This is a genomic window from Sphingobacterium griseoflavum, assembly GCF_014653155.1.
In the GTDB taxonomy this organism is placed as follows: Bacteria; Bacteroidota; Bacteroidia; order Sphingobacteriales; family Sphingobacteriaceae; genus Sphingobacterium; species Sphingobacterium griseoflavum.
Genome location: NZ_BNAF01000002.1, coordinates 279,293 through 300,178, shown reverse-complemented (window position 1 = coordinate 300,178; position 20,886 = coordinate 279,293). Strand labels below are relative to the sequence as shown.

The following is a 20,886-nucleotide window of genomic DNA, read 5'->3' as shown; positions in this document are numbered from 1 at the left end:
CACGTTCCCGTTTTGCAACGAGCTTATTCCGCAACTATTTTACCTTGCATAACGCCGTAGTGCCCAGGGAAACTACAGATAAATGTGTATACCCCTTTTTCCAATGTAAAAGAGATCTTGTCCTCTTCACCAGGGCCAAGCAATTTGGTGTGCGCGGCAATAGAAGATAGTGACGTCTTAGGGATGTAGTCGGCATCTGCTGCTCCTGTTGCTTCGCCCGCGAAGGTAGCAACATCTACGCCTGGTTTCAAGACAATCAGATTATGCCCCATAGACTCTTTGGGCAAAGTACCGACGTTTTTCAAAGTCAATGTCACCGTTTCACCAGCTTTCACGCGGAGCAATTCCTTGTCAAATTTCATCTGATCGTTGGATTCTACTACGATCGTGTTTGATACCTCCACGTTTTCGATGCCTGGCACTGTTTCGGTAGCTGGCGTCTCTGTAGCAGAAGTTTCTTCCGTATCCGTTGACGTGTTTTTATTTTCAGAACCTCCACATGCCGCTAGTGATAGCGCAATCGCAACCGCAGGAAAAATAAATAGTCTTTTCATTTTAATGAATTAATATATGTGCTTTCAACAAAGCTAGCAATTATTTTTTTAATCCGTGTTCTACCGATTTTTTGTTGATCAACTTGCTTATCTTCTGATGTAAGTCCAAGGGATCGAAAGGCTTTCCGATAACACTATCTGCTCCGGCCTCATAGGCCGCAGCCTGTTCATGCTCCAATACCGAAGCTGATATGGTGATGATCGGGATAAACGCTTTCTGCGGATTCGTATTTTTTTTGATTTCTTTAATCGCTTCGAACCCAGACATAATGGGCATATGCGTATCCATCATGATCAGATCGTAGTCGCTTTGGTTTACTTTCTCTACGGCAAGTCGGCCATTTTTGACATTGTCGACCTTGCATCCCCAGGATTCTAACATATGGGCGAGCATGAAACTGTTCAGGTCGTTATCTTCTGCGATCAATATATGTAGGTTTTCAAATTTGTCTAAGGTAGACAATACCTTTTTATCCATCTTTTCTTCACGAGGGAAATCTTCGGCATGCTCGAAGGTCGCCTGAAATGAAAATGCTGAGCCCTTACCATAAACGCTTTTCGCTTCAACCGTTCCGTGCAGTAGATCGGCAAGGCGCTTCACGATCGCTAGGCCTAAGCCTGTACCGCCAAACTTTTTGGTGATCCCGTCGTCCGCCTGCTCAAAGGCTAAGAATATTTTGTCGATAGCATCAGGCTTGACGCCGATACCGGTATCGGTTACGGTCAGCCGGACCGTCGATTGCAGGTCGGTCTGTTCCAATACTTCGGCTTTTAGTGTGATTTTTCCGCTTTCCGTGAACTTTAAACTGTTGGAAATAAAGTTGTTGATAATTTGTTGGATACGTAGGGGGTCGCTTTTAACATAATTCGGAAGCTTGGAATCGATATCCATCTCGAAATCAAGTTGTTTATCCAAAGCTTTTACTTTAAAGATGTTCCGAATGTCTTCCAGCTTCTGCCGGATAGAAAAACTTTCATTTTCGACTTTCATCATTCCAGAATCTATCTTCGATATATCGAGGATGTCATTGATGATCAAAAGCAGTGAATTGGAGGCAATATCCAATCGATGTATCCAGTCGCGCTGCTCCTTATTGAGTTGCGAATTGCGCAACATATGGATTATGCCAATAATCCCATTGATCGGTGTTCGGATCTCGTGGCTCATATTCGCCAAAAAGCCCTCTTTTGATTTCCGGGCTTCCTCAGCTTCTTCCTTGGCCAATATTAATTGCCTTTTCGATTCTTCGAGAGCAATGTTTTTTTGCTTTATTTCCTCTTGGATATGGATTTGATTGACAAATGATACAACTTTTGCCACTGTGATTTCTGGATTAAGCGGCTTGTACAGATAATCTATGGCTCCGCTTTCCAATCCTTTAAGTAGGTAACGATCCTCTTTGGATATTGCTGTCACCATAATGGCCATAATATGGTTGGTTTTAGGATTGGATTTTAATAAGGAGACAAATTCGAAACCATTAATATCGGGCATTTGTACATCTACCAGTGCAATCGCGATATCATTTTTCCAACAGATTTTCAATGCCTCATTGGGATCGGTGGAGCGAATGATATTGATGTGCTGAACATCGGCCAGCAGGGCAGATAAACTTATGATGTTTTCCTCTTTGTCATCTAAAATCAGAAGATTAACATTTTTCATGGGCATCTATTTTAAATTCCTGAAGTAGGAAATAATCTGTTGATCGCTAATGATATCTATGCCGTCATTTACCCGAATAGCGTTTTCGGGCATGGTGGAGATCTGTGCATCTTCCGGGCATTGTACCATGGCTTTGCCGCCCATTTCTCGGATGGCGGTCATTCCATCTGTACCATCCCTGTTCGCTCCGGACAACAGCAAAGCCGTACATCGGGAGCCGTAAACCTCTGCTGCCGATTCAAAGAGCACGTCGATCGAGGGCCGGGAGAACTGGATGGGATCGGATATATCCAGCGAAAATGTACGGTCGGGCTCGATTAATAGATGATAACCTGGCATGGCAAAATAAATCATGTTTGGGGAGATGGCTGTTTTGTCGCCGGCTTGGATAATGGGACGGTGCAGGCGAGTCGATAGGGTGTCTTCAAGGCGGGTTTTGAATTTTGGATTACGGTGGATCACGACAACAAGTGCAGAAGAAAAAAAAGGAGGTAGGGACTCGATAATATCGACAATAAGATGGTAAGACCCTGCGCTCCCCCCAACCAATACAATATCCGCTGCTTTACTCATCACCTAATCTTTTGATAAATATTGAATTCTTTGTTGATCACTTTGAAATTGGACATGATATCCCTGTTCAGTAATGTTTCCTTTGAGCCTAAGCATAAAAAGCCAAATTCGCACAAGGAATCGTAGAAAAGCCGAAAAACTCTGTTCTGCAGATCCATGTCGAAGTAAATGAGTACATTCCGGCAAGATATGAATTGAAATTCATTAAAAATGTAGTCTGTCGCTAAATTATGCTGGGAAAAAAGAATATTTTTCCGAATCTCATTGTTGATGATGGCAGCATCATACATCGCTGTATAATAGTTTGATAGGCTATCTTGTGCGCTTGATGCATTATAGTTTTCGCTGTATAACTTGAATTTTTTTAAGGGATATATGGCTTTCCTAGCTGTTTCCAATACGTTGCCATTAATATCTGTTCCGTAAATAAAACTTCTGTCGTATAGCCCGACCTCTTTAAGCAAAATCGCCAAAGAGTAGACCTCTTCTCCCGTGGAGCAGCCTGCACTCCAAAATTTTAGGCTGGGATAGGTCTCCAAATACGGAACGACCTCGCTGCGTAATGTTGCATAATAGTGCGGATCCCGAAACATTTCCGTCACGTTTACCGTCAGCTCATTGACCAGATAACCCCGGAAACTTTCTATGTTGGTGATGGCGTTTTTCAAATCGAACAAATCCATCCGTTCGAGGTCCAGCACACGTTGTACCCTACGTTTTAAAGAGGATTTGCTATATCCGGAGAGATCATAGCCGGATACTTTTCTTAAAAGGTCTACCACCTCTTGTAGTTCGATGAAACTAATATGCGATACACTTAGCTTAGCCATACACGCATCAAGGAAAGTAATTTGTCAATATCGATCGGTTTGCTGATATAGTCGCTAGCCCCGATCTGTAGCGACTTCTCGCGGTCGCCTTTCATCGCTTTCGCCGTGACGGCAATAATAGGAAGATTAGCGTTGCCTTTTTCCTTCCTGATCTGCGCTATTGCTTCGTATCCATCCATCTCCGGCATCATAATGTCCATCAGGACAATATCTATTTTTCCTGCATTTTTTTGCATGATCTCTACCGCTTCCAAGCCGTTGTTGGCAATTTCTATCTCCATGTTGTACTCCTGCAATGTCGTTGTCAAGGCAAATACATTGCGCATGTCATCATCGGCAATAAGTACCTTCTTATTTTGTAAGCTATCGCTTTGTGCGGACAGCTGATCAAGTTTGGCAATGTTCTTCACCGGCGAATAGTCATCGGAACTAATCTTGTTCAGAAACAGCTTCACTTCGTCGATTAAGCGGTTGTTGCTTTTTCCAGATTTGAGAACCATGGCTTTCGTGTGTTGACGAATATGGTCAATTTGTTTTTTGGACAGATCGTACGCGGTATTGATAATAATCGGTGTCTCAGCATAGGCCGGCATGGATTTTATTTGATCCAGCACATCCAGTCCATCTGCATCAGGCAACTTAATATCCAAGATGATGCAGTCTATATTTGTTTCCTGCTCCAACTTGGTTAAACCCATGGTTGCTGAAAAAGCTTGTATCACATTGATATGCTGCTCCGCGAAAGCCGACTTAATGATTTCGCTTTGAAATTCCTGATCCTCAATCAGCAAGACCTTTTTGATCCCTTGATTGATGTTCAGGTTGATGTTTTCGAAAACTTTTTTCAATGACTCTTCGGATACTGGTTTCGAAAGGAAGCCAATCGCCCCATTTTCAAGAAATTCGCGTTGGTTGAAGCTCGCGGCAGACATCATATGTATGGGAATGTGTTTGGTGTCGGGGATTTCTTTCAACGTCTTGAGTACTTCCCAACCGTCAGAAAGTGGAAGCATGACATCCAAGATGATAGCATGCGGTTTGAATTGCTTCGCCTTTTGTACGGCGTCAACTCCATCATGCGATAGCATGACTTGATACCCATAACTGTGCGCAAAATCACGCAGGATGTCCGCGAAATTGATATCGTCTTCCACAATCAGTAGATTCTTTGTCCACGCCATCTCGCCAGGCGCAGCAGCCTCTTCTTCGGAGGGTTCTGCATACTTGCTTTTCTCTGTTGATAAGGCTTTGGAGTGTGTGCCAACCACTTTATCTATACCGGTTGTTGCGTCCGAAATATGTTCTGCACTCGTCGTATATGGAATAATAAGGGTGAACGTGCTTCCCTGATCGAGCTCGCTGCTTAGGGTAATTCGGCCGCCAAGCAGCGAAGCAATTTCTCGACTGATGGAAAGCCCCAAGCCGGTACCGCCATATTTCCGGCTTGTGGATCCGTCTTCTTGACGAAAAGCCTCAAAGATAAGTTGCTGTTTTTCTTCCGATATGCCCTTGCCATTGTCGGAAACAATAAACTTGAGATGGTCGTTGTTCGCCTGTACGTCAAGTTGTACCAATCCCTTTTTGGCTGTAAATTTGAAGGCGTTGGAGAGGAAGTTTTTTATGACCTGCTCCAGTCGGTATTCATCGCTAATAAATTCTGCGGGTATATGGTCGCCGACCGACACGCGGAAGGCGATATCCTTTTCTTCCGCAATGTTGCTGAAGAGATTTTCCATGTTCTGCAGGAAGTCGGCGGTTACGATACGCTCGTGGTTTAACTCTACTTTTCCAGATTCAATTTTTGCGAGATCCAACAACTCGTTGATCAATTGCAGGAGGTCGCTTCCCGCACTGTGGATCACCGAAGCATATTTCACTTGATCGCTGTTCAGATTTTTGTTTTTGTTGTCCTGTAGCAACTTGGCCAGAATCAGGATACTGTTTAAGGGTGTCCGCAACTCATGGCTCATATTGGCCATAAATTCAGATTTATATTTGCTGGCAAGTTCCACCTCTTGGATTTTTTCCTCCACAATGTGGTGGGCTTCGTTAAGATCCTGGTTGCGAACGGCAAGTTGTTTGGCTTTTTCTTCAAGTTCTAGATTGGTCTGCTGGAGCTCTTCTTGCTGTACGCGCAGTTCCTCTTCAGACGCTTCCAACAAATTGGTCTTGTAGATAAGCTCTTCATTCGTAATGCGCAATTCCTCTTGCTGTGCTTCTAGCTCTTCCGTCTGTTGCTGCGTTTGCTCCAGCAGATGCTCTACAATTGTGTGGCTCTGCCCGAATTTGATCGACATGGCCAACATCCGCGACACGCGTTCAAGGTAGGAAAGTGTCTTCGCGAGCTCTTCGTCCGCAAATGTGCCACCTATCTCCAATATACCTAATGTCTGCTGTTCAAACACCAGAGGCGCCAAAACAATGGTGCTAATCTGGTTGCCTTGAATGGCCGAAGAAGAGGTCATGATCTCATCAACCGCAGTCTTGATAACTTTTATTTCCTGATAATGGGTGACGTTCCCGAGCAAGCCTTCGCCATGCACAAAAGATTTCAGCACATCCCGGCTTTTATCTATGCCTATTTTTTCCTTCAACAAATACTCACAAGAATCCATGCGCCGAATGTATAAGGCGCCTGCATGGAAGCCTATTGACGAAGCAATGGCTTTAAAGGCAACTTCTGCAATCTGGTTTTCACTATCTATGCCTGTTATTTTTTCATTCAATAGGCTCGACTCTGCCAACACCCAGTTAAAATCCTCGATGTTCCGTTTTGCGGCTTGGATTTCTTTGTTTAATTTCTGAGCTTCCTTCGATCGTCTGCTAAGTTCACGGACGATTTTAATCACGCGATTTATGATGAACAGAATAAATATAAGGGGGAGTCCAATCAGGAAATAAGCTGTTTTCTTGAGCGAAAGCATGGATCCGTGAAATTCATTGGACATGGCTTGCCGTTCTTGTAAAATGAGCGTGCGCATGGTGAGTACAATTTCATTGATGGTAGATTGATCGTGCAGCTGCAGCTCCTTATTTTCTTCGTTGCTATATTGTTTTTGTTCCTGAATGGTCTGTATGTCGAAGACAGCACGAAAGGTGTTCTCGAGAGACTTTACTTCCGCCTCGAATTTGTTGTCATTTTGAAAACCGTTCTTCAGGTGCGACAAGGCACGTTCGACACGTTGTTGCAGTGTTGCGATCTCCCGCAGATCTTGTTCGTTTAGCTTTGAAAGATAATGTGTCTTCGCTTCGATGGCATCAAAAATCAGCTGGTCAACCTCATTGACGACATTGGTTTTTTGCTGGAGACGATCCGTTGTGATTTTTACCTCGTCAACTCGACTGCCCATTGCTGTAAAAAAATACACCGCGGTGCCAATAATGATAAGGTAAGCGAGGATTATTCCGATAAATAATTCCCATTTTAGGATAGCTTCTTTTTTGAATTTCATTTTTATACGGCCTTTTGATCCCCGATATTTCAAACAAAAATAGCTATTAATTGCAATGCTTTTCAGGGGAATATAAAAAATTCGACTGGGTGTTTGGGTTCGGGAGTTCGTTAGGATCCATTCTTGCGATGCTCAGCCTGTGGGGAAGGGCGATATATAAAGGGTTTGCTTGGTATGATTTGAGGATAAATGATGGAATATTTTAAATAAAATAATACCTTTAAGGTATCACTTGAAAATTAGAAATCTATGGATCCTGGAATTAGCTTGATTTTAATTATTGTAGGAGGCGTTGTCGCCCTATTTCTTTTACTGTATTTGTTGCCGGTAAACCTTTGGTTTACGGCCCAGCTTTCGAATGTAAAAATCAGCCTGTTAAATCTCGTGCTGATGCGTTTACGTAAGGTTCCGCCGTCGCTCGTCACCAATGCGATGATCACGTCGACGAAAGCTGGCCTACGCATCACTTCCAACGAAATAGAAACACATTATTTAGCTGGGGGCAATGTAAATAAAGTGATTAAAGCATTGATATCGGCAGATAAAGCAAATATCCCATTAGATTTCAAGTTGGCCACGGCAATTGATCTCGCTGGGCGTGATGTGTTTGATGCTGTTCAGCTTTCTGTAAATCCGCAAGTTATTAATACACCGCCAGTAGCGGCTGTCGCCAAAGATGGAATACAACTGGTCGCAAAGGCGCGGGTTACCGTTCGTGCCAACATCAACCAATTGGTGGGCGGAGCCGGCGAAGAGACAATATTAGCGCGGGTCGGCGAGGGGATTGTGACCACCATTGGTTCCTCTACCAACCATAAGGAAGTGCTGGAAAACCCGGATCGTATATCGAAGACTGTTCTTTCCAAGGGTTTGGATTCGGGAACGGCATTTGAGATCCTCTCGATCGATATCGCAGATATTGATATCGGCGAGAATGTGGGTGCGAAATTACAGACTGATCAAGCAGAGGCCGACCTAAAAGTTGCTAACGCACGCGCAGAGGAACGCCGTGCCATGGCTGTTGCCAATGAGCAAGAAATGCGCGCAAAAGCACAAGAAGCAAAAGCGAAGGTGATCGAAGCTGAGGCGCAAGTTCCAATGGCGATGGCAGAAGCTTTTCGGAACGGAAATTTAGGTATAATGGATTATTACAAAATGCAAAACATTCAAGCAGACACCGATATGCGTACTTCCATTGCTAAACCAAATTCGGGAGATAAGGGAAAAAATTAAGTTCCGATCATTCTTAGAGATTGAAGCCAAGGGTTTGTTACTTACACTTGGCTTTTTTTGGTTGTTGTGTACACAAAACCCTGACGATGGGCGTCAGGGTTTGCTACTAACCAATTATAAACCTAAATTATGAAAAGACAATGTTACCTATGCGCTGCTACGCATGAATTACAGAACAAATGTACGATGAATAACAACAAACAGCAATGATATCTATTTTTTAGTTGTGAAAACAACTAAATTCTGACATACATTTGATCAAGCGACTTTTTTGGATAAATAATTGGCTGTTGTTGTGCGGAGCTATTTCCATATCGATGATGTGTATAACATATAAATCGTTATTTTTGAAACCATGATTTTGAAGGATTTTGCAAAGATAAAGGCGGTTTTTTTGGACGTAGACGGCGTCCTGACAGACGGCTCGGTACTCGTTACGGAAGACGGCGAACAATTGCGGCGCTTTTCAATCAAGGATGGGTATGCCATCCAGCTGGCCGTAAAAGTCGGCCTAGCGATCGTCGTTATTAGTGGTGGGCAGTCGCAGGGTGTGTTCAAGCGACTTCAAGGTTTGGGGGTCCTCGACATCCATTTGGGCATATCCAATAAATTGGAATTGATGAAGGAGATCATTGCTCGCCGCGATTGGACAAAGGAGGAAGTAGCTTTTATGGGCGACGATGTGCCCGATTTAGCCTGCATGAAGCATGTAGGCTTGGCATTATGTCCGCAGGATGCGGTAGAAGAGGTCAAAGCAGTTGCCGGTTATGTGTCGCCAAAAAATGGGGGTGCGGGTTGCGTGCGGGACGTGCTGGAAAAGGTGCTGCGCTTGCAAGGCTTATGGAATATGGAAACGGGAATAAAGAGTATGTAATATGCTGATTGACAAATTAAAAGAAATTCGTGTTGTTTTAGGTTCGCAATCGCCCCGCAGAAAAGATCTGCTGGCGGCGCTCGGAGTAGATTTTCAGGTGTTGGTAAAGGATACGGCGGAAGATTTTAATCCGTTAGATACAGCCACTGAAATTGTGAAGAGCATTGCAAAGAAAAAGCTTGACGCATTCGATGCGCTGGAGTTTCAAGACAGCTTGGTCATTACTGCTGACACCGTTGTCGTGCATCAAGGACGGATCTTGGGAAAGCCTACCGATAAGCAGGAGGCCATCCGTACGCTACACGCCCTGCAAGGAAATCAGCATGATGTACTGACGGCGGTAGCCATATCTTACAGCGGCAAGTCATACACGTTTGTGGAGAAGACGGGCGTATCGTTTTATCCCATGACAGCTTCCGAGATTTCGTATTATGTCGAACAGTTTCTGCCTTTGGATAAAGCCGGATCTTATGGTATACAAGAATGGATCGGTTTGATGGCTATCCAAGGACTCCAAGGATCCTATGAGAATGTTGTGGGGCTTCCAACAGCAAGGTTGTATCAAGAGCTTAAGTTAATCGTCGAGGCAGAATAGCGTCTGAAAATAGCCACTATTGTATAATGGAAAAGTCTTGCATCCGAATAGGAGCAAGACTTTTTTCGACTCTTCGATATCTTCATATTTACCGTCGCATGCGCATAACAACGTCTATTTGATGTTGTAGCGCACGCCTGCATAAAATAAACGTCCCGCAACAGGCCCCCAGAGTAGGTTGGTGTCGAAATGTGGGCCGAAAGGTTCATCGAAAGCTAAAATGGGGTTTTTCTGAAAGAAATTAGTGAGGTTCTCTCCGCCTAGATATACGGTAAGATTTTTGTCTTTACCCAAGCTCTTGCTCACCTGTGCGTTCATGGTGGCGTAGGTTTTTGAAAATGCTTGCAGCCGGTAAGCTGGCGGATTTTCTAGCGTGGATGGAAGGCGTTTTCTGCCGACCACATTGAAGGTATAATCGAAACTCCAACCGCTATGTAAATTGTAAGCCATGTTCACGAACCCTCGGTGTTTGGCCGTCAAGGGCTTTTGTAGTCTCCCAGACTGGTAGTCTGTTTGCACATCGAGTAGACGGTAGGCAAATTTGGTTTCAAAATGTGGCAAAGGCATAAAGCGGAAGTCAGCCTGCACACTGTTCGAGAACGATTTCCCTTCCAAGTTGTAGAAAGATACCGCACTGGGATTTTCCCAATCAACCACCACCTGATTGCTGAAGTTGTTATGGAATAGCTCGACGGATGCACCGGCCTCTCGTCCGAAAAGTTGGAAATCTTGATCCAACGTTAGCCCGGTATTCCAAGAAACTTCCGGTTTCAGTCCATATGCTGTTCCTGGATTGCTCTGTAATTGCGCGTAGTCGATTGCTCGGCTAGAAGCAAACAGACCGATGTTTTCGGCGAAAATATTGGCAGTACGTTGTCCTCTTCCCGAGCTTAGCCGGATCGACGTATTGGCTGCTGGTGCGTAACGAAACACTGCACGAGGCGTGGTAAACCATCCATATATGCTGTTGTAATCTTGGCGCAGGCCCAATACAGCGTCGAATTTTTCGCTTGGTGCAAAGGTGTACTCTAAAAACGCTCCACTAACTGCTTCTGTCCGCCGAAAGAGATTTGTGAGAATGTCTTCATTGTATTTATCGTAAGAAAGGGATAAACCACCTCTATACTTATGCTTTACGCTACCAATTACATCTTGATAAAGTAGATTGGCATACCCACTGCTTTGGTCGCTGTTGTAAGTGGTTAATCCAAAGTAACTATCCTGGCTATAGTGCGAACCTGAAAGCTGTAAACCAATACTGCGTAATTTGTGGTTAGGAAAAACATACCCTATTTTGGCAAAACCTTCTAACCTGTTGATGTCAAAGCCGAGTCCATACCTGTTTGTCGTCAGTTTGTCTCGGTTCTCATCGAAGTCTATTTCACCACCGGTGCGGTCGTCGCGAAGGTATTTTATACCAAACTGCGCAATAAGCCCCTTTCCATTTTCGTAATGCCATCGATTTACTCCCGAAAACACATTCCCGACAGGCATATCGCGAAATCCGTTGTTACTGAAGTTCATGGACTTATTGTACATGAAATTGTCGTGCAAGAGCAATCCTACGGACCATTTGTCATTGATCTTTTGTGCCAAATTGAGGTTAACGTCTGTACGGCCCATATTATTCGCATAGGCATTGAAATACATGCGGTCGGTGTTATTTGGTTTTTTAAGTTCCACATTGATCTGCCCAGCCATGCTTTCAAATCCGTTGGCTACGGATCCCATTCCTTTGCTAATCTGTATGGATTCGATCCAAGGACCTGCCATGCTGTTGAGTCCTAAGGGTGAGGCAAATCCACGTGGGCCGGGCAAGTTTTCTACGGTAAGCTGTGTGTATACACCGCTTAAGCCCAATAGCTGGATTTGTTTTGCTCCTGTTACGGCATCACTACTAACGACATCTGCCGAGGCATTCGTTTCAAAACTTTCGCTGAGATCACAACAGGCAGCCTTGAACAATTCTTTTGCCGTGATCATTTCAACGCGGTTAGGAGATAATTTCGAAATGTAGTTCGAGCGTTGTTTTCGAGATACCACAACCTCGCCTAAAACATTGTCCTTCGCATGGATAACAAGTACTTCATGCAGATTCTTTACGTGAATAGTGTCGGATTTCATACCGACGAAGCTGACGATGAGCTTGGTATAACCTTGCTCGTGCGCCAAATCAAAAACACCATTCTCGTTTGTCTGGACTATTTTTTTTGGATTTTCCAGCCAATTGATATTGACTCCCGCTATCGGACTTAGCTCGCCCTTTCCATTTTCTTGCACCACTACGCCCCGGACGATATGGTCGTGATCGTGATGGTCGTCAGTGTGTGATTCTCCCTCTCCGGCGGCGCTACCATCCAACCTTTCGTATAGACAACATTCGTGGAGTTTCGCATAAACGTCGTCTTTTGCCCGAACCTCGTCGGTGTCGTGCCCAGCCTCTGCGATGGCCTGTTTGATGGATAGAGAAGATGTTTTTTTGGGGTCAAAAGTTACGGAGGCCTTATTCGTTGGCATGTCCCAAATGGCTTCGGAGACGCCCTTGATCTTCGCGGCTTTCTCGATTCGCTGCTTACAAAGGCCGCAATTACCAGCTACTTCGAACGTGACAGTGCTATCGCCCTGCGCAAAGGAAAGTATAGCTAAATGGATAAAAAATAGGATGGATATTCCTTTAGAAATATTATTCATGCTTTAAAATTTGATAAAAAAACGTGTAAAATGTTTGCTCATGGAATGTCTTAGACGACATGAGCTTTGTTTATTACCGCGCTAATATCAAATTCTGAAGTTGCAATGTACCAGATAGGGCGGGCTAGACGATGCCAGCTGCTGGGATGATTGAAGTTCTGGAGTTGAGGTTATTGCTGTGGTTTCGGCTGGAACAAGCAGTATCCAATGTAAGGTCGTAATTGCCGGAGACAGGGTTAGGAAAGACGGTGCGTTTGACGAATTTTCAATTTCCTGATTACCTTTCTTTAGGTCAATCCTTACATCTTTACAACAATCACTTTGGTCGCCACAACGGTGTTCTTTTCTCGTTTGGTTTTCGCTATGCTTGTCCGACTTATCGCAGAGCAGACAGCTGCCTTCAGTGCTGAGCTGTTCCGACTGTACGATCGCGATCGATCCATTTTTGCACAAGTGCATATATACGGAACTCCCTGTACATGTTAATGTATAGAGAAAAAGCAGCATATAAGACAAAAAGATCTTCATCGTTTTACAAAGATAGTAAATTAAAAAATGAACAGGCAACTTTAGCGATAATCTATCGGAACGCTTGTCGAGAAGAAACGCCCGTTCGTGCTATTCTTTGCACCAACGGGCGCCGTATTAGGATTTAATAGCCGCTATAAATCCGCGTATCTTCGATAGGTAATCGTCCTCGGCCAGCAGTTTAACAAAGGCTGTTCCAATGATAGCGCCCTTTGCATAATTCGTAGCTTGACCAAAGGTTTTTGCGTTAGATATGCCAAACCCGATCACCAGTGGGTTGCTAAGTTCCATGTCCTTCAGCCTTTTAAAATATGCGGAAGAGGACTCGCCAACCTCTAGGTTTTTGCCTGTTGTGGCGTTGGATGATAACAGGTAAATAAAGCTTTTTGACAGCTTATCTATTTTTCGTATTCTTTCAGTCGACGTTTGCGGCGTAACCAAAAAGATATTGCTTACACCATGTTTGTAGAATGTTTCCTGGTAGAGTTCTTCGTATTCGTACATCGGTAAGTCGGGGATGATTACACCATCAATGCCAACCGCTGCGCAAGATCGACAAAAGTTTTCCACGCCAAACTGTAATACAGGGTTGAAATAGCCCATCAAAAATACCGGGATCGACACCCGCGATCGTAAGGCTTTTAGCTGTTCAAAAAGTAAGGTAAGGGTCATGCCGTTACGTAAGGCCGTTTCCGAACTATGCTGTATGACAGGGCCATCGGCTACGGGATCTGAATAGGGAAAGCCAATTTCCAAAAAGTCTGCGCCGGATTTTTCGAGTTCCTCGGCGATGGTAACGGTGCTATCTAAATCGGGATAGCCCGCGGTAAAGTAAATAGAAAGCAGTTTGCGCTGCCCGTCTTGGAATATGTTTTTGTGTGCCAGCATCGTATTAAAATCCAAAATATTTCATGTAATTGTCAAGATCTTTATCCCCTCTTCCCGATAGGCATATCACCACATTCTCATCGCCTTTAAAAGACATCTTTTCCAAATAGGCTAATGCGTGCGAGCTTTCGATAGCGGGAATAATACCTTCTAATTTCGTTAAGAGCAGTCCGGCTTGCATGGCTTCATCGTCCGTAATGCTCACGTATTGCCCTCTTCCGCTTCTGAAAAGCCATGCGTGCTGCGGTCCAATGCCGGGATAATCTAACCCCGCGGAGATCGAGTAGGGCTCGATGACCTGTCCATCTTCAGTTTGCATAAGTATTGATCGGCTTCCGTGCAACACACCATCTTTTCCAAGCGCTGTCGTAGCTGCGCTTTCGCCGCTGTGTACACCATGTCCTGCTGCTTCTATGGCTATGAGCTTAACATCTTCCTCATCGAGGAAATGGTAAAACATACCCGCAGCATTAGAACCGCCTCCCACGCACGCCAATACGTAGTCAGGATTGCTCCGTCCTGTTTTTTCAATAAGTTGTCTCTTGGTCTCCTGGGAGATGATCGATTGGAAGCGTGCAACAAGATCAGGATAGGGGTGCGGGCCTACCACCGAACCGATGATGTAGTGGGTGTCAACGGGATTGTTTATCCAGTCGCGAAGGGCTTCGTTGGTTGCATCTTTCAAGGTTTTGCTGCCTGATTGTGCGGCCACAACGCTTGCTCCCATCATTTTCATCCGGGCTACGTTGGGTGCTTGGCGCTGTATATCCACTTCGCCCATGTAAACCACGCACTCCAACCCTTTCAATGCGCATACCGTGGCTGTCGCTACGCCGTGTTGGCCAGCACCGGTTTCTGCAATTATCCTTTTCTTACCTAAACGTTCGGCCAATAAAATCTGCCCGATGGTGTTATTTATCTTGTGTGCACCCGTGTGGTTCAGATCTTCTCTTTTTAGGAAAATATTGACGCCATATTTTTCTGAAAATCTTTTTGCATGATATAGCGGAGATGGACGCCCGACATAGTCTTTAAGCAAGTCGTGGAATTCCTTTTGGAAACTTTCTTCCTGCATTATTGCCAAGTATTTTTGTTGTAGCTCTTCCACGTTGGGGTAGAGCATCTCGGGCACATAGGCTCCGCCAAATGGGCCATAATACCCTTTTTCGTTAACGTGATATTTGCTCATCTTTAATGATTTTCAAAGCGTTTGTTATTTTGTGAATATCTTTCAATGCTGGGGCTATTTCAAAGCGTGAATTTAAGTCTAATCCGATCATACGCGGATCGGCAAGCGAGATTGCTTCTTGAATATTAGCTAACGATAAGCCTCCACTCAAAAAGTATGGCTTTTCAAAAGGGTAACTTGAAAGCTTACTCCAATCGAAGCTTTGCCCTGTCCCGCCGTGGCTACTACTTTTTGTGTCGAACAGAAAATAGTCCACGACATCAACATAGTCTACCAAGTGTTGCCAATCGAAATTGGCGTCAACGCCAAAGGCTTTGATCACAAACACATGCTGTTGTCGTATGGCCGCGCAGAACGACGGCCGCTCGTCGCCATGCAATTGCACACCATCCAGCCCTTCCTTGATTTTCTTTGTTACATATTCTTCTTCCGCATTTACGAATACACCAACTTTTTGGATATTCGCAGGAAGTTGTGGAAGCAAAGGTAGGTTTGCCGTGAAACGTGGCGATTTGGCGTAAAAAATAAAGCCTAAATAGTCTACAGGCAATGTGGATAGCTGTTGCACGTTGTCGATATCACGCATTCCGCAAACTTTAACTTGAAGGGCTGCCATAGCTATTGCTGCGTTAGTTTATTAAAACTCGCCAAAGCTTTTTTGCCGAGCAGCGCTGTCTCAGCCTCATAAAAGCAATCTCCAAATGTTTTCTCGGGGTGTATGGTTTTGATCGCAAACGCGGCATTGCTCAGCACAACGTTGTTCTGTGTCTCATTTCCGCGACCATGGATGATCTCGTTGAATATTTTTGCAGCCTCTTCGACATTGTTGCCTCCAGCAAGCTCGTTCCCGGAAATTTTTGCGAAACCGAGATCTTCGACTTGGTAATATTTTTCACCTTGGTTATCGATGATCTTGAAATCTCCAGTCATCGATATCTCATCGTATCCATCCAACGCATGCACAATGCTGTATTGTTTTTCTGTATGCTGATACAGGTAATTGTACAATCGCGCAAGCTCCAGACTAAAGACGCCCACGGCTTGGTATTTTGGATTCGCAGGATTGGTCAGTGGCCCTAGCATATTGAAAAATGTTTTAACACCTAAAGCCTTCCGGATCGGGGCAACGGTCTTCATGGCCGGATGGAACAATGGGGCATGTAGAAAGCAGATACCCGCTTCGTCTAGTTGCTGTTGCAGTTTCTGATGATCGTTGGTGAAACGATAACCTAGGTATTCCATAACATTGGAAGACCCGCACCCCGACGACACCCCGACGTTTCCGTGCTTGGCAACATGATATCCTGCACCGGCAACGACGAAAGACGCTAATGTGGAGATATTAAATGTGTTTTTTCCGTCTCCACCCGTGCCGCAGAGGTCAATCAAATCGTAACCGGAAAACTCCAGTTGTATACAAAGATCATACATGGCATTACGAAATCCACCTAATTCTTCGACACGAATGCTGCGCATGCCGTAGGCCGTCATAAAGGCAGCTATTTGGTGGCTGTCGTACTTGCCCGTCGCGATATTGGTCAGTATGGTGTAAGCCTCTTCCTTGGTAAATGTTTTGTATTCGAAAAGGTGCGTAAGGATATCTTTCATAGATATAGATAATATGCCGTATAATAAAAAAGGCTCGCCCATCTAGGCAAGCCACTATTTTTTGATGTAAAAAATTCAAGCAATAGGTTTTTGCCACAACTTTAATAGTTGTGCCACCACCATGCTTTATTTACTGTCGTTGAAATCATGTTAATTCGTTAAAAACAAATATCTATTATTTATTAGTGAACTGCAAATTTTTGTTGAAAAATTAATAGGTAACAAAATGAGCGGTCTTATTGCCCTTAGAAACGAGCGTGAACGACGCTATCTTGTTGTCCTCCAGATATAGGGCAAGCATTTGTCTATTTTTATACCGAAGGAAATACATGTTTTCTGTAGGTTTACCTTCTGGATCAATGTCGCGTATATCCTGTTTCGGTAAAGAGCGAAAAGGGATGTAAGCGATTTCGGCAATATTTTTTGTTTGGAGATTCAGCCTTATTTCGTTGATGCTTGCTTCAAGGTAGTCGTATTCTTCATTTGAGGACATCTCCTCGATGCGAACGTGCTTGCTTAATATCAGGTCTGGACGGATACTTTCGTCTGCGACATCCAGTAAGAAGGCTTTGATAATGGCTATGTCATGCTTTTGTTTTTCATGGTCGACTTGGGCAATACCCGATATCCAAGAAAGACTAAGGAGGAAGATAAAAAGGATAATTTTCTTTTGCATGCGATCACGTTATAATCCTAAGACGCTTATAGCGGCAAAAGGATTAATAAAAACATAAAAAACGCCCCAAGGGCGCTTTTTATGTTCAATTAGTACTCATCTTCATTGAAAAAGAAATCATCCTTTGTCGGATAATCGGGCCAAATCTCTTCGATGTTTTCGTATGGCTCGCCGTCGTCCTCTAACGCTTGAAGGTTTTCAATAACCTCTACCGGAGCTCCCGAACGAATAGCATAGTCAATTAACTCATCTTTAGTTGCTGGCCATGGCGCATCTTCCAAGTGCGATGCTAATTCTAGTGTCCAATACATATCTAATAATTTAAGTCGCTATTTTCCGCAAAAATAACATTATTATTAAGAAAAACAAGTCAAATGAGTGTTATCAATTAATTTACGTCTTAACTATCTTGTTTTCAGGTTTTTAATATTTAAATTTTCTCAAAATCTGTTCCTTTTTCTTTTAACGCGTCCAGTCTTGGGAGGACAGACTTGATATCCGGGTTGGTATAATCATCTTCAATAAGACCATCGCGCATCCGGACGATACGATGGGCATGCTGTGCAATGTCTTCTTCATGTGTTACCAAGATGATCGTGTTTCCCTTAGCGTGTATATTCTCCAAAAGACCCATAATCTCAATGGAGGTTTTCGTGTCCAAGTTTCCTGTCGGCTCATCAGCCAGGATAATGGATGGGTTGTTTATCAACGCCCGTGCTACGGCTACCCGCTGGCGCTGTCCGCCAGAAAGCTCATTGGGTTTATGGTCTACACGGTTTCCAAGACCCACATCTACCAACGCTTTTAGCGCTTGATCTTCGCGTTTTTTCTTGCTAAGGCCTGCATAAATCAAGGGAAGGGCAACGTTATCCAACGCCGTACTTTTCGGGAGCAGGTTAAATGTTTGGAATACAAATCCGATTTCTTTATTCCTCACCTCGGCAAGTTCGTTTTCACTCATGTCCGATACGTTGATGCCATTAAGGATATAGGTTCCTTTACTGGGCGTATCCAAACAGCCCAAAATATTCATTAGGGTCGACTTGCCGGAGCCAGAGGGGCCCATCAAGGCAACGAATTCTCCTTTATTGATGTTGAGTGACACGGATTTTAGCGCGTGGATTTCCTCTGAGCCGATGATATATGCTCGCCCGATGTCTTCTATTTGGATTAAAAAGTTATTTTCCATGCATGTTAGCTGTAGCGTGCCATGAAGTTACGATTTATTGTATAGATCCCAAGCGTCTTTCATTTTTCCGTACACCGTGGTTTCCAGTTGTTCTGCGTTTTCCTTTCCGTAATCTTGGGTATCGATCGGCGCCAGTACCGTCACCTGTATCACGCCTGGCTTTGTTCCGAACTTTCGCCCATCATCCCAAAAAACTTCCCAAGCATTTTGGATAATTACAGGTAATATCGGTATGTTGTGCTCTGTGGCAAGCCTGAATGCTCCCGATTTGAAGGGGTGGAGCGTGGGGGGGAAATTGTCATCTATCTTACCCTCCGGGAAAATAACCAATGATTTTTCCTCGGCCAAAAGTTCTAACGCTCTTTTATAGGCTTTAAAAGCCGAGACCTTACTGTCCCGTTTTACCGGGATATCAACAGTTTCGAAAAATATGCGGGTAACGGGATTGTCTAGCAGCTCTACTTTTCCCATAAAAGAAAATGGTTCACGGCAAAGAAACGTCAGAACGGTGATGTCAAGAAAAGATGTGTGGTTTGGGCAGATTACATAGTGTTTTCTCCAGTCTATCTCCCTTTCATAGGTCACTTTTATACGTATCCCCACGGCGTAAATTCCTGCCAAACTTATCCACCGCCGAAAAGATACTATTTTGTTATAGTTCTTTGTTGGTTTTTTGGCATAAAATAGGAGAAAGGGGTATGCCAAAGAAAAGAAAAAGAGAATGAACACAAAATACGCAGAGCGATGTAATTTTCTCAAGATCTTCAGCATGGTCAACTCTATATATTTATGTTAAGACACGACGGGTTAATTTACATTGCAGACACTCGGCCCGTAAAGGTTACACGTCGTCTGCGGCAAACAGAACCGTGACAGACGACGTGCACGCCTTACTTGCTAAGCTCGGCAAAATGTTTGAAAAATGAAGGAATGGTTTCAATACCCTTTAAGTAGTTTTCGATGCCGTACTTTTCATTTGGTGAATGCAGGTTATCACTATCCAAGCCAAAGCCCAGCAGCACCGTTTTCACACCAAGTTCCTTTTCGAACAATGCTACAATAGGAATGGACCCGCCGCCGCGCGTGGGAATAGGTTTTTTGCCAAAGGCCTCTTCTAGTGCTTTCTCTGCTGCTTTATATGCAATGCTGTCCGTCGGTGTGACCACCGGTTCACCGCCATGATGCGGTTTCACGGTTACCTGGACATAGCTAGGAGCTATTTTTTCAAAATGCTCCTTAAAAAGTGATGTGATTCGCTGCGAATCTTGGTTCGGTACCAACCGCATTGATATCTTCGCATGCGCTTTAGAAGGCAATACTGTTTTTGCGCCTTCACCGATATACCCCCCCCACATGCCGTTAACTTCCAATGTTGGACGGATACCGGTGCGTTCAATACTCGTATATCCCGCTTCTCCCCAAATTTCGGCTATGCCCAAGTCTTCTTTGTATGCTTCCACATCAAATGGTGCTTCATTTAAAGCCGCCCGTTCTTCGGCAGTCAAATCTACCACATCATCGTAAAAGCCAGGAATAGCAATATGGTTGTTTTCGTCGTGTAGGGAGGCAATCATCTTGGCTAAAATAGTCGCAGGGTTGGCTACCGCGCCGCCATATACGCCCGAATGCAGATCCCTGTTTGGACCGGTCACTTCTACTTCAACGTAGGATAGACCTCTCAATCCGGTCTCCAATGACGGTTGATCCATGCTAATCATTGACGTGTCCGAGATCACGATAACATCGTTTTGTAGTCTATCGGTGTTTGAACTGACGAAAGTACCCAAGTTAGCGGATCCCACTTCTTCCTCTCCTTCGATCATGAATTTGATGTTGCACGCCAATGCGTCATTTCTCATCATATACTCAAAAGCCTTGACATGCATGTAAAATTGTCCCTTATCGTCAGCGGATCCACGCGCATATATTTTACCATCACGTACTGTCGGCTCAAAAGGTGGTGTGTCCCAAAGCTCTAATGGGTCTGCAGGTTGTACATCATAATGCCCGTATACTAAGACAGTAGGCAAGCTGCTGTCGATGACTTTTTCACCATAAACAATCGGGTTGCCTGCAGTAGGGCATACTTCGACTTGGTCGGCGCCAGCCTCCCTTAACTTTTCCGCAACAAATTCGGCAGTTTTTACCACATCGTCTTTGTATTTCGGATCGGCACTGATCGAGGGAAAACGTAATAAAGCGAATAATTCTTCTAAGAATCTCTCTTGGTTGGATTGAACATATTCTTTTATTGTCTGCATATTTTTTGTTTTTTACAAAGCTACCAATTATAATGTTATTCCGTAGCTGGATATCTTTACTTAAGACATCTGGCAAGTT

Annotated in this window: 19 protein-coding genes; 3 read left to right on the top strand and 16 right to left on the bottom strand. The window is 44.2% G+C overall.

Annotated elements, in window-relative coordinates; all coding sequences use genetic code 11:
* Positions 1-23 precede the first annotated feature (23 nt).
* From IE165_RS03380 to IE165_RS03360, 5 genes are read right to left on the bottom strand one after another with little or no spacing between them, the layout of a single operon-like run.
* Entirely contained in the window at positions 24-554 is a 531-nt protein-coding gene (locus IE165_RS03380) for a plastocyanin/azurin family copper-binding protein (protein WP_189625195.1), read from the bottom strand.
* Positions 555-594: 40 nt separating this feature from the next.
* The gene (locus tag IE165_RS03375; RefSeq protein WP_189625194.1) at positions 595-2,220 is read right to left on the bottom strand and encodes a hybrid sensor histidine kinase/response regulator; all 1,626 of its coding nucleotides are present in this window, start codon (positions 2,218-2,220) and stop codon (positions 595-597) included.
* Between the two features lie 6 nt (positions 2,221-2,226).
* Positions 2,227-2,793, bottom strand: a complete 567-nt coding sequence (locus tag IE165_RS03370; protein WP_189625193.1) for a chemotaxis protein CheB — start codon at positions 2,791-2,793, stop codon at positions 2,227-2,229.
* The gene (locus tag IE165_RS03365) at positions 2,793-3,623 is read right to left on the bottom strand and encodes a CheR family methyltransferase (RefSeq protein ID WP_189625192.1); all 831 of its coding nucleotides are present in this window, start codon (positions 3,621-3,623) and stop codon (positions 2,793-2,795) included. The genes IE165_RS03370 and IE165_RS03365 overlap by 1 nt, the downstream gene beginning before the upstream one ends.
* Positions 3,611-7,075, bottom strand: a complete 3,465-nt coding sequence (locus tag IE165_RS03360; RefSeq protein ID WP_189625191.1) for a GAF domain-containing hybrid sensor histidine kinase/response regulator — start codon at positions 7,073-7,075, stop codon at positions 3,611-3,613. The genes IE165_RS03365 and IE165_RS03360 overlap by 13 nt, the downstream gene beginning before the upstream one ends.
* A gap of 249 nt (positions 7,076-7,324) precedes the next feature.
* Between IE165_RS03360 and floA the strand changes: the two genes are divergently transcribed.
* The 3 genes from floA (at position 7,325) to IE165_RS03345 (ending at position 9,777) form a co-directional block, all read left to right on the top strand.
* Positions 7,325-8,308, top strand: coding sequence for a flotillin-like protein FloA (floA, locus tag IE165_RS03355; protein WP_189625190.1), 984 nt, complete (start codon positions 7,325-7,327; stop codon positions 8,306-8,308).
* A gap of 355 nt (positions 8,309-8,663) precedes the next feature.
* Complete coding sequence (locus IE165_RS03350; RefSeq protein ID WP_189625189.1) at positions 8,664-9,182, top strand: KdsC family phosphatase; 519 nt, start codon at positions 8,664-8,666, stop codon at positions 9,180-9,182.
* 1 nt (position 9,183) lies between these two features.
* Positions 9,184-9,777 carry a Maf family nucleotide pyrophosphatase gene (locus IE165_RS03345; protein WP_229826308.1) on the top strand — a complete coding sequence of 198 codons (594 nt, stop codon included), beginning with the start codon at positions 9,184-9,186 and terminating at the stop codon, positions 9,775-9,777.
* 114 nt (positions 9,778-9,891) lie between these two features.
* Here the strand turns inward: IE165_RS03345 and IE165_RS03340 are convergent, their stop codons facing one another.
* The 11 genes from IE165_RS03340 to IE165_RS03290 all read right to left on the bottom strand — a co-directional run bounded on the left by IE165_RS03340 (position 9,892) and on the right by IE165_RS03290 (position 20,807).
* Positions 9,892-12,468: a TonB-dependent receptor domain-containing protein gene (locus IE165_RS03340; RefSeq protein ID WP_189625188.1), complete on the bottom strand. Its 2,577-nt coding sequence runs from the start codon at positions 12,466-12,468 to the stop codon at positions 9,892-9,894.
* Positions 12,469-12,555: 87 nt separating this feature from the next.
* Positions 12,556-12,996: an HYC_CC_PP family protein gene (locus IE165_RS03335; RefSeq protein ID WP_189625187.1), complete on the bottom strand. Its 441-nt coding sequence runs from the start codon at positions 12,994-12,996 to the stop codon at positions 12,556-12,558.
* A 117-nt stretch (positions 12,997-13,113) separates the two neighbouring features.
* Complete coding sequence (gene trpA / locus IE165_RS03330; protein ID WP_189625186.1) at positions 13,114-13,884, bottom strand: tryptophan synthase subunit alpha; 771 nt, start codon at positions 13,882-13,884, stop codon at positions 13,114-13,116.
* A 4-nt stretch (positions 13,885-13,888) separates the two neighbouring features.
* Entirely contained in the window at positions 13,889-15,073 is a 1,185-nt protein-coding gene (trpB, locus tag IE165_RS03325) for a tryptophan synthase subunit beta (RefSeq protein WP_189625185.1), read from the bottom strand.
* Complete coding sequence (locus tag IE165_RS03320; RefSeq protein WP_189625184.1) at positions 15,054-15,689, bottom strand: phosphoribosylanthranilate isomerase; 636 nt, start codon at positions 15,687-15,689, stop codon at positions 15,054-15,056. Before IE165_RS03320 ends, trpB begins: the two co-directional genes overlap by 20 nt.
* A 2-nt stretch (positions 15,690-15,691) precedes the next feature.
* Positions 15,692-16,681, bottom strand: coding sequence for an anthranilate phosphoribosyltransferase (trpD, locus tag IE165_RS03315; RefSeq protein WP_189625183.1), 990 nt, complete (start codon positions 16,679-16,681; stop codon positions 15,692-15,694).
* 211 nt (positions 16,682-16,892) lie between these two features.
* On the bottom strand, positions 16,893-17,357 hold the full coding sequence (locus IE165_RS03310; RefSeq protein WP_189625182.1) for a hypothetical protein: 465 nt from the start codon (positions 17,355-17,357) through the stop codon (positions 16,893-16,895).
* An 89-nt stretch (positions 17,358-17,446) separates the two neighbouring features.
* The gene (locus IE165_RS03305) at positions 17,447-17,668 is read right to left on the bottom strand and encodes a DUF2795 domain-containing protein (protein WP_002996718.1); all 222 of its coding nucleotides are present in this window, start codon (positions 17,666-17,668) and stop codon (positions 17,447-17,449) included.
* A gap of 119 nt (positions 17,669-17,787) precedes the next feature.
* A complete protein-coding gene (locus IE165_RS03300; protein WP_189625181.1) occupies positions 17,788-18,546 on the bottom strand; it encodes an ABC transporter ATP-binding protein in 759 nt (252 codons plus the stop codon).
* Between the two features lie 27 nt (positions 18,547-18,573).
* Positions 18,574-19,317: a lysophospholipid acyltransferase family protein gene (locus IE165_RS03295; protein ID WP_189625180.1), complete on the bottom strand. Its 744-nt coding sequence runs from the start codon at positions 19,315-19,317 to the stop codon at positions 18,574-18,576.
* Positions 19,318-19,436: 119 nt separating this feature from the next.
* Positions 19,437-20,807, bottom strand: a complete 1,371-nt coding sequence (locus IE165_RS03290) for a dipeptidase (RefSeq protein ID WP_189625179.1) — start codon at positions 20,805-20,807, stop codon at positions 19,437-19,439.
* Positions 20,808-20,886: the final 79 nt, after the last annotated feature.

Coding starts and splice junctions, on each gene's coding strand:
- IE165_RS03360 (WP_189625191.1), bottom strand. CDS start 7,075: ATGAAATTCAAAAAAGAAGCTATCCTAAAATGGGAATTATTTATCGGA.
- IE165_RS03300 (WP_189625181.1), bottom strand. CDS start 18,546: ATGGAAAATAACTTTTTAATCCAAATAGAAGACATCGGGCGAGCATAT.
- IE165_RS03295 (WP_189625180.1), bottom strand. CDS start 19,317: ATGCTGAAGATCTTGAGAAAATTACATCGCTCTGCGTATTTTGTGTTC.
- trpB (WP_189625185.1), bottom strand. CDS start 15,073: ATGAGCAAATATCACGTTAACGAAAAAGGGTATTATGGCCCATTTGGC.
- floA (WP_189625190.1), top strand. CDS start 7,325: ATGGATCCTGGAATTAGCTTGATTTTAATTATTGTAGGAGGCGTTGTC.
- IE165_RS03310 (WP_189625182.1), bottom strand. CDS start 17,357: ATGCAAAAGAAAATTATCCTTTTTATCTTCCTCCTTAGTCTTTCTTGG.
- IE165_RS03290 (WP_189625179.1), bottom strand. CDS start 20,807: ATGCAGACAATAAAAGAATATGTTCAATCCAACCAAGAGAGATTCTTA.
- IE165_RS03365 (WP_189625192.1), bottom strand. CDS start 3,623: ATGGCTAAGCTAAGTGTATCGCATATTAGTTTCATCGAACTACAAGAG.
- IE165_RS03380 (WP_189625195.1), bottom strand. CDS start 554: ATGAAAAGACTATTTATTTTTCCTGCGGTTGCGATTGCGCTATCACTA.
- IE165_RS03335 (WP_189625187.1), bottom strand. CDS start 12,996: ATGAAGATCTTTTTGTCTTATATGCTGCTTTTTCTCTATACATTAACA.
- IE165_RS03375 (WP_189625194.1), bottom strand. CDS start 2,220: ATGAAAAATGTTAATCTTCTGATTTTAGATGACAAAGAGGAAAACATC.
- IE165_RS03350 (WP_189625189.1), top strand. CDS start 8,664: ATGATTTTGAAGGATTTTGCAAAGATAAAGGCGGTTTTTTTGGACGTA.
- IE165_RS03345 (WP_229826308.1), top strand. CDS start 9,184: ATGCTGATTGACAAATTAAAAGAAATTCGTGTTGTTTTAGGTTCGCAA.
- IE165_RS03305 (WP_002996718.1), bottom strand. CDS start 17,668: ATGTATTGGACACTAGAATTAGCATCGCACTTGGAAGATGCGCCATGG.
- IE165_RS03340 (WP_189625188.1), bottom strand. CDS start 12,468: ATGAATAATATTTCTAAAGGAATATCCATCCTATTTTTTATCCATTTA.
- IE165_RS03370 (WP_189625193.1), bottom strand. CDS start 2,793: ATGAGTAAAGCAGCGGATATTGTATTGGTTGGGGGGAGCGCAGGGTCT.
- trpA (WP_189625186.1), bottom strand. CDS start 13,884: ATGCTGGCACACAAAAACATATTCCAAGACGGGCAGCGCAAACTGCTT.
- trpD (WP_189625183.1), bottom strand. CDS start 16,681: ATGAAAGATATCCTTACGCACCTTTTCGAATACAAAACATTTACCAAG.
- IE165_RS03320 (WP_189625184.1), bottom strand. CDS start 15,689: ATGGCAGCCCTTCAAGTTAAAGTTTGCGGAATGCGTGATATCGACAAC.